Source organism: Sphaerotilus sp. (assembly GCF_041083715.1).
In the GTDB taxonomy this organism is placed as follows: Bacteria; Pseudomonadota; Gammaproteobacteria; order Burkholderiales; family Burkholderiaceae_C; genus Sphaerotilus.
Genome location: NZ_JBFPGY010000248.1, coordinates 1 through 8,143, shown reverse-complemented (window position 1 = coordinate 8,143; position 8,143 = coordinate 1). Strand labels below are relative to the sequence as shown.

The window sequence follows — 8,143 nt, the reverse complement described above, 5'->3', positions numbered from 1 at the left end:
CCTGCATCTTCAGTGTGGTGGGCAACGCCGAATAGGTGCGGATCAGGGTGTCCCCGCTGTCGTAGACGCCGTTGCTGTTGCGGTCGAGGTAGAGATTCCAGCCTTGGGCAAATTCGTTGCCCGTGATTCCGCCCGCGGCCGGCAGCACCAGCACCGGCAGGCCCGCGCGGGCCGCTTCGGTGCGTGCCAGCACCAGGGACGACACGAAGTCCGACGACCGCGCAGAGAGTTGGTTGCGGGCCGTGAAGGCGCTCAGCGAGGGCATGGCCACCATCGCCAGAATGGCCAGCACAGTCACGGTCACCATCAGCTCGACCAGCGTGAAGCCCCGCGCAGAAGCGGCAGGCACATACGGCATGGGAAGATTCGGCGGCAGCATCGGACAGGCACGGGGCAGACGGATGAAAGTGATGCTGAATGTAAGGATCACGGCCCCCACCGCAGCCTCCGAAGAACACGCCAATGCCCGCGCAATTCAGCCCGGGTCGGGCCTGAACTGCACCACGTGGCCTAGACTTGCAGACACGACGTGGTTGCCGTGCGTCCGGAGACTCCCACCATGCTGATCGACTTCTTCTACACCCTGCGGGCCGCCAAGCTGCCGGTCTCGATCCGCGAGTACCTGACCCTGCTCGAAGCGCTGCAGGCCGGCGTGATCGACGACGATGGCGGCCCTTCCGTGGACAAGTTCTACTACCTGGCGCGCACCACGCTGGTCAAGGACGAGGTCCAGTTCGACAAGTTCGACCGCGCCTTCTCGGCCTACTTCAAGGGCGTGGAGATGCTGACCGACTTCACGCAGGAGGTGCCGCTGGACTGGCTGCGCAAGACGCTGGAGGTCGAACTCAGCGCCGAGGAGCGGGCCAGGATCGAGAAGATGGGCTGGGACGAGCTGATGGAGACGCTGAAGAAGCGCTTCGAGGAGCAGAAGGAACGCCACGCCGGCGGCAGCAAGTGGATCGGCACCGGCGGCACCAGCCCCTTCGGCCACGGCGGCACCAATCCGCAGGGCATCCGCATCGGCGGCGCCAGCAAGAACAGGAGCGCCGTCAAGGTCTGGGACCAGCGCGCCTACCGCGACTACGACGACACGCTCGAACTCGGCACGCGCAACATCAAGGTCGCCCTGCGCCGCCTGCGCCGCTTCGCCCGCGAAGGCGCGGCGGACGAGCTGGACCTCGACGACACCATCCACTCCACTGCCGCCAATGCCGGCCTGCTCGACATCAAGCTGGTCCCGGAGCGCCACAACAAGGTCAAGGTGCTGCTGCTGATGGATGTGGGCGGCACGATGGACGAGCACATCCACCGGGTCGAGGAACTCTTCAGCGCCGCGAAAACCGAGTTCAAGCACCTGGAGTTCTACTACTTCCACAACTGTGTCTACGACTTCGTGTGGAAGAACAACCGCCGCCGCTACACCGAGAAGTTCCCGACCTGGGACATCATCCGCAAGTACAACCGCGACTACAAGCTGATCTTCATCGGTGACGCGACGATGAGCCCCTACGAGATCGTGCAGCGCGGCGGCAGCGTCGAGTACAACAACGAGGAACCCGGTGCCGAGTGGCTGCAGCGTCTGACCCATGCCTTCCCGAAATTCGCCTGGATCAACCCGGAGCCGCCAGGCGTCTGGGAATACCGCCAGAGCATCGCGATGGTCCAGCAGCTGATGGGCCAGCGGATGTTTCCGCTGTCGCTGGCCGGACTGGAACAGGCGATGCGGCTGCTGTCGAAATGACCGGACCGAGGCGACGGACCGCACCGCTGCTGCTGGCGGTTCTGGCAGCCACCACCACGCCGGTCATGGCCCAGGTCGCGGCGCAGCCCGCGGCACAGGCGGCTTCGGCACCCGAGGACGACACCGATGCGCGGGACGTCACCTGGACGCTCGACATCGACGCACCGGCCGAATTGCGCACCCTGCTGGCACGCTACCTCGACCTCTCGCGCTACCTCGCCACACCGGACACGGCCCGGGTGCCGCGCAACGAGCTGATGCGCCTGCGGCAGGCGGCGCCCGCACAGGCCCGTGCGCTGCTGGAAACCCAGGGCTACTTCAACGCCAGGGTGAGCACGCAGGCGCGCGACGATGGCAGCGTCATCGCGCTGAGGCTGCTGGTCGAGCCCGGACCGCTGGCCCGCGTCCGCCAGGCCCGGCTTGAATTCGAAGGGCCGCTGTCGATCGCCGCCGAACAAGGGGATCCGGCCGCCATGGCGCTGGTCGAACGGGCGCGGCAGCACTGGTCGCTGCCAGCCGGCGAAGCCTACACCCAGGACCGCTGGAGCAGCGCCAAGGGCGAGGTGCTCGCGCTGCTGCGTGCCGAGGGCTATGCGACCGCCGGCTGGAGCGGCACCGTGGCCCAGATGCACACCATCGAGAACCGCGCCGTGCTGTTCCTGGTCGCCGACAGCGGCCCGCTCTACCGCTTCGGCGACGTGCAGGTCGTGGGGCTGGCGCACGTGGATGCCGACTCGGTGCGGGCGCTGCAGACCTTCTCCACCGGACAGCCGCTGCGCGAACAGGCGCTGCTCGACTACCAGGACCGGCTGGTCAAGTCGGCGCTGTTCGACAGCGTCGCGATCGAGATGGAGCCGGACCCGGCGCTCGCCGACGCCATGCCGGTGGTCGTCAAGGTGCGCGAACGGTCGCTGCAGCAGGCCACGCTCGGTCTGGGTGTGTCCGACAACACGGGGCCGCGGGTCACGCTCGAACATGTGCACCAGCGGTTCCTCGGCTGGCCCTGGCAGGCCAAGAGCAAGCTGCAGCTCGGCCGCACGGACCAGCAGGCCTCGATCGATCTCACCTCGCACCCCCTGCCCGGCCCGTACCGCAACCTGGTGTCGGCCTCGATCGGTCAAACCGACGCCAGTGGGCTGGAAGTCACCACGCAGCGTGCCCGGATGGGCCGCAGCAAGGACGACGAGCGGCTGGAGCGCCTGTACTACCTGGAATGGCAGCGCTCCCGCACCCGCCAGCTCGACAACGGCCTGACCGTGGACGACACCTCGGCGGTCTCCGGCAACTACCAGTGGATCTGGCGCCAGCTCGACCACCCGCTGCTGCCGACCAAGGGGCTGAGCCTGTCGCTGGACACGGCGCTGGGCCGCTCGTATGCCACCACCGCGCAGCGCAGCGGCGTCTTCGGCCGCATCAACGGCCGGCTGACCCATTACGCCACGCTCGGCCAGAACTGGTACACCACCAGTCGGCTGCAGGTCGGGCAGGTGCTGTCGGCGGCGGACGTGGCGGTGCCCTACTCACTGCTGTTCCGCACCGGCGGCGATGACACGGTCCGCGGCTACGCCTACCAGAGCCTCGGCCCGAGCAATGCGGCCGGCACGGCGGTCGGCGGCCGGGTCACTGCCGTCGGCAGCGTCGAGCTGGCCCGGCCGATCCTGCGCAGCATGCCGGCGCTGTGGGGCGCGGTCTTCATCGACGCGGGCAACGCTGCACCGGACTGGAGATCGCTGGACGCAGCCCTGGGCTATGGCGTCGGCCTGCGCTGGCGCAGCCCCGTTGGCGCACTGCGCATGGACGTGGCCTACGGGCAGCAAGTGCACCAGGTGCGGCTGCATTTCAGCGTGGGCATCACATTCTGAACATGGCTGCCGCCCCTTCCGAAGCACCGATCGCCCCCCCATCCCGCTGGCTTCTGCGGACGCTCCTGGCCGGACTGGCGCTGCTGCTGGCGCTGGGTGCAGGCCTGTACACCGCGCTCGCCACCGAACCCGGCAGCCGCTGGCTGCTCGGGCTGGTGCCAGGCCTGCAGTCCAGCGGGGTGCGGGGAAGCCTGCTGGGAGATTTCGACGCAGACCGGCTCCGCTACCAGATCAACAGCCACCAGGCACTGCAGATCGACCAGTTGCGCTGGCGCGGGTTCATGCTGGACTGGTCCGACGGCAAGGCGCCGGTCCTGACCCTTGCGCAGCTGCTGATCGGCCACCTCGACCTGCAGGGCCCGTCCGCCAGCGACCAGCCGCTCGTGCTGCCAACCACGCTGGATCTGCCGCTCGACGTGCAGATCGGCGAGGTACGGATCAACCGCCTGAGCCTCGACGCGCTGCGCGACCGGCCGGTGCGTGACTTGTCTGCGGCGCTGAGCCTGCAGGCCGGACGCGGTGGTCTGCACCGTGTGGATGCCCTGCAGTTGGACTGGGACCGACTGGCGCTGCACGGACTGGTGACGCTCGGCGCGGATGCACCGATGCCGCTGGAGGCGCGGCTGGTGCTGACGCCTGGAGCGGCCTCCGGAATGCCCCAGGACTGGCGCGTCGACCTGCGTGCCCACGGCCCGCTGCAGCAGATCGCGATCGACACGCGCATGGTCGCGCGCGGCCAGTCGCTGGAAGTCCAGGCCGAAGTTCGCCCCGCCCAGCGCCAGCCCCTGAGCCACCTGCAGGCACGGCTGCAGGCACTCGACCTGGCACCATTCGCCAGCGGCTTGCCGACCACGGCGCTGTCCGGACAGATCGATGCGCTGCTGGACAACCGTGCCCGCACCGGCACGGCCCAGCAGCGTCTGCAGGTACAGGTCGATCTGCAGAATCTGCGCCCCGGCCACTGGGAGCAGCATCTGGTGCCTGTCGAGACCATCCAACTCTCCGCCAGCGGCGACCTGCGCAACCCGGACACCGGCACACTCGACACCCTGCGCGTCAGCCTGAACGACGGCACCGATGCGGCGGGCACCGTGCTCGGCAGCGGCCGCTGGACGCTCAGCGGCACGGGTGCCCAGCGCCGCCTGGATGCCGCCCTCAGCAGCACCTGGCAGGACCTGCATCCGTCGCGGCTCGATCCGCGGGCGCCGGCCGTGCAAGTCAGCGGGCCGTTCACGCTGACCTACAGCCAGTCGCTGGGCGACCACGTCGCCGCCAGCCGGCGCGTCACGCTGCACACCGACTTGCGCGGGCAGCTCGTCGGCGCCGGACTGCCCGAAGTCCGGCTGCTGCTGCAGGCACAGGCCACGCCACAGCGCATCGACCTGGAGCAGCTCCAGGCCCGCAGCGGCGCTGCACGACTGGACGCGAGCGGCCACGCCGAACTGGCCGATGCGCACTGGAAGGTGCTCCTGAAAGGCGATCTGGAAGCCTTCGACCCTGGTGTGTGGTGGCCAGGCGAGGTCCCGGGGCCGGGTCTGGGGCCACGCGGTGCCCACCGCCTGGACGGGCAGCTCGACACCGACCTGCTCGTCCCCGTGCCGCTGGCGCCGGGTCTGGCCGGACTGGCCGAGGTCACCGGCCGCGCCGACCTGCACCTGGACCCCAGTCTGATCGCCGGTGTGCCGCTGGCAGGCCAGCTCAAGCTGCTCACCCGAACGGGCCCATCCGGCATTCCCCGCTGGAACCTCGACCTGAAGGCCACCGCCGGCGCCCTCGCCGGCGCCGCCGATGCCACCGATCTGCACCTGACCGGCGACCTCTCCACGCTCGGCAGCGAAGACCGCTGGAACCTCCAGTGGAAAAGCAGCGCCCCCGAGCGCCTGAATCCGTGGATGAAACTCGCTGGATCGACCGCCCAGATCAGCGGCGACACGGAAGGTCAGCTCGAACTCGCCGGCCGCTGGCCCCGCGTGCGCAGCACAGGCCAGTTGCGCAGCAACCAGCTGCACCTGACCCAATCCGACCTGCAGGCCCTCGATCTGCACTGGAAGGCCGGCACCTTTCCCGCCGACCAGATCGACATCAGCGCCGAAGTCGGCACCCTGCACGCCGGCGGCCAGTTCCTGAGTGGCGTGACACTGCGCAGCCAAGGCACGGCCGCCAGCCACCAACTGCAACTGCGCAGCCAGATCGACGTGCCCGCCCGTGCCGATCTGCCAGCCCGCAAGCTCCAGGCGCTGCTGACGCTGAGCGGTGGCCTGGCAGAAGAGATCGGGCAGACGCTGGAGCACCGGGAGACCGGCCTGCGCTGGAACGGCAGGATCGGGCAGCTGGAGGTCCGTGACACCGCGGCGGCAGCGACGCTGCCACCGCTGCTGCAGCTGGACGCGGCCTCCCTGGCCGTTGTGCAGGACAGCAATGGTCTGGCCGTGAAACTCGGTGCCAGCCGGCTGACGCTGATGGATGCGCAACTGCTGATCGAGCAGCTGGACTGGCAACACGGTGCGGCCTCGCGTCTGAGCCTGCGTGCGCAGCTTTCACCGCTGCGGGTGGCGCCACTGCTGGCGCGGGCCCAGCCCGGCTTCGGCTGGGGCGGGGACCTCACGCTCGGCGGACGCATCGAGCTGCAATCCACCCCCGAACAGTTCACCGCGGATGTCGCGCTGCAGCGTGACAGCGGTGACCTCAGTGTCGAAGACATGGAACTCAACACCGGCCCGCGCCGACTCGGTCTCGCCGACCTGCGACTGCGGCTGAACGCGGCCGACGGCGTCTGGCGCCTGACCCAGCTGGTCTCGGGCGGCAACCTCGGCAGTCTCAACGGCCAGCAGACCGTGCGCACCGACCGCCACGCCCTCTGGCCCGCAGCGGACGCGCCGGTGGGCGGCCAGATCGACCTGCAGATCGCCGAACTCGGCCACTGGGGCCGCTGGCTGCCGGCCGGCTGGCGCCTGTCGGGCCAGCTCGCCACCGAAGCCCGCGTCGGCGGCACCTTCGGCGCACCGGCCTTCGCAGGCGAGCTGTCCGGCAGCCAGATCGCCGTGCGCAACACCCTGCAGGGCGTGGACTGGACCGACGCCCAGCTCAAGGTGCAGCTGGCCGGCGACACGGCCCGCATCGACACCTTCAGCGTGCGCGCCGGGGCTGGCACGCTCGTCGCCCGCGGCGAAGCAGCACTCGGCGCCGCACCCCGCCTGTCGGTGAAGATCACGGCCGACCACTTTGCCGTACTGCAGCGGGTCGACCGCAAGGTGGTCGTCAGCGGCGAATCCGATCTGGTGCTCGACGGCCAGAGCACCCAGCTCAAGGGCCGTGTGCACGCCGACGAAGGCCGCTTCGACTTCACGCAGAGCGACGCACCCGCACTGGCCGACGATGTCGATGTCGACCGCGGCAGCGGAGAGTCCCGAACCCGCGAGACGGGTCTCGCCAGCCGCCGCACCACCACGCTGGACCTGCGTGCCGATCTCGGCGACGCCTTCATGCTGCGCGGGCGCGGTCTGAACACGCGGCTGGCCGGCGAACTGCGCCTGACCAGCCCGTCCAACCGGCTGGCGATCCAAGGCAGCATCCACGCAGTGGACGGCACCTATGCGGCCTACGGCCAGAAACTGCGCATCGACCGCTCGGTCATCGCCTTCACCGGCGTGGCTGACAACCCGAGGCTGGACGTCGAAGCCGTCCGCCCGGACCTGGAGGACGTGCGCGTTGGCGTCACCGTCACCGGCACGGCCCAGAACCCGCGCATCCGCCTGTTCAGCGAGCCGGCCATGACCGACACCGACCGCCTGTCCTGGCTCATCCTCGGCCGGGCCTCCGACGGCCTGGGCCGCACCGACCTCGCCCTGCTGCAGCGCGCCGCCTACGCGCTCATCGCCGGCGAGAGCGACAGCCCGAGCCTGGTCGAGCGCATCGGCCTCGACCAGCTCTCGGTGCGACAGGCCGGCGAAGGCGACACCCGCGAGACAGTGGTCACCCTCGGCAAGCAGATCAGCCGGCGTTGGTATGTCGGCTACGAACGCAGCCTGAACGCCGCCAGCGGCACCTGGCAGCTCATCTACCGCGCCGCCCAGCGCTTCACGCTGCGTGCCCAGTCCGGCGCCGAGAACGCACTCGACCTGATCTGGACCTGGAAGTGGGGGTCGCAGGCTACAATCACGGGCCCCAGCACGCGTCGTGCTGCGCCATCCTCGCCGTAGTTCAATGGATAGAACGGGCGCCTCCTAAGCGCCAGATACAGGTTCGATTCCTGTCGGCGGGACCAAGACAGGCCCCGCAAGACCCCGACGAACCCCAGAAGCCCTATGAGAATCAACGCTCTAGGGCTTTTTTGTTGCCCAAGGAACCCCAAGGAGCCCCACTTGAACCTGCCCCCATGTGGGGGCAACAATGGAGGCAGGTCGAAAACGGCCTGAAAACCTGCCCCCACATGGCCACCACCAACACCCTGAGCGATGCCGCCATCCGCAAGGCGAAGCCCGGCGAGAAGCCCCGAAAGCTGTCCGACGGTGGGGGGCTTTACCTGGAACTGCAGCCGAAC

At 69.3% G+C, this 8,143-nt stretch carries 4 protein-coding genes and 1 tRNA gene; 4 read left to right on the top strand and 1 reads right to left on the bottom strand.

The window, feature by feature from the left end; genetic code table 11:
- Positions 1 to 358 (bottom strand): GspH/FimT family pseudopilin (locus AB3X43_RS11015; protein WP_369429890.1); only part of this gene is annotated, 358 nt, incomplete at its 3' end.
- Between the two features lie 201 nt (positions 359 to 559).
- On the opposite strand from AB3X43_RS11015, the gene AB3X43_RS11010 reads away from it, so the two are divergent.
- The 4 genes from AB3X43_RS11010 (at position 560) to AB3X43_RS10995 (ending at position 7,867) form a co-directional block, all read left to right on the top strand.
- Positions 560 to 1,741 carry a vWA domain-containing protein gene (locus AB3X43_RS11010; protein WP_369429889.1) on the top strand — a complete coding sequence of 394 codons (1,182 nt, stop codon included), beginning with the start codon at positions 560 to 562 and terminating at the stop codon, positions 1,739 to 1,741.
- Positions 1,738 to 3,603: an autotransporter assembly complex protein TamA gene (locus AB3X43_RS11005; RefSeq protein ID WP_369429888.1), complete on the top strand. Its 1,866-nt coding sequence runs from the start codon at positions 1,738 to 1,740 to the stop codon at positions 3,601 to 3,603. The genes AB3X43_RS11010 and AB3X43_RS11005 overlap by 4 nt, the downstream gene beginning before the upstream one ends.
- 2 nt (positions 3,604 to 3,605) lie before the next feature.
- Positions 3,606 to 7,802: a translocation/assembly module TamB domain-containing protein gene (locus tag AB3X43_RS11000; RefSeq protein ID WP_369429887.1), complete on the top strand. Its 4,197-nt coding sequence runs from the start codon at positions 3,606 to 3,608 to the stop codon at positions 7,800 to 7,802.
- Positions 7,793 to 7,867: transfer RNA gene (locus AB3X43_RS10995), tRNA-Arg, on the top strand. The genes AB3X43_RS11000 and AB3X43_RS10995 overlap by 10 nt, the downstream gene beginning before the upstream one ends.
- Positions 7,868 to 8,143: the final 276 nt, after the last annotated feature.

Coding starts and splice junctions, on each gene's coding strand:
- AB3X43_RS11005 (WP_369429888.1), top strand. CDS start 1,738: ATGACCGGACCGAGGCGACGGACCGCACCGCTGCTGCTGGCGGTTCTG.
- AB3X43_RS11000 (WP_369429887.1), top strand. CDS start 3,606: ATGGCTGCCGCCCCTTCCGAAGCACCGATCGCCCCCCCATCCCGCTGG.
- AB3X43_RS11010 (WP_369429889.1), top strand. CDS start 560: ATGCTGATCGACTTCTTCTACACCCTGCGGGCCGCCAAGCTGCCGGTC.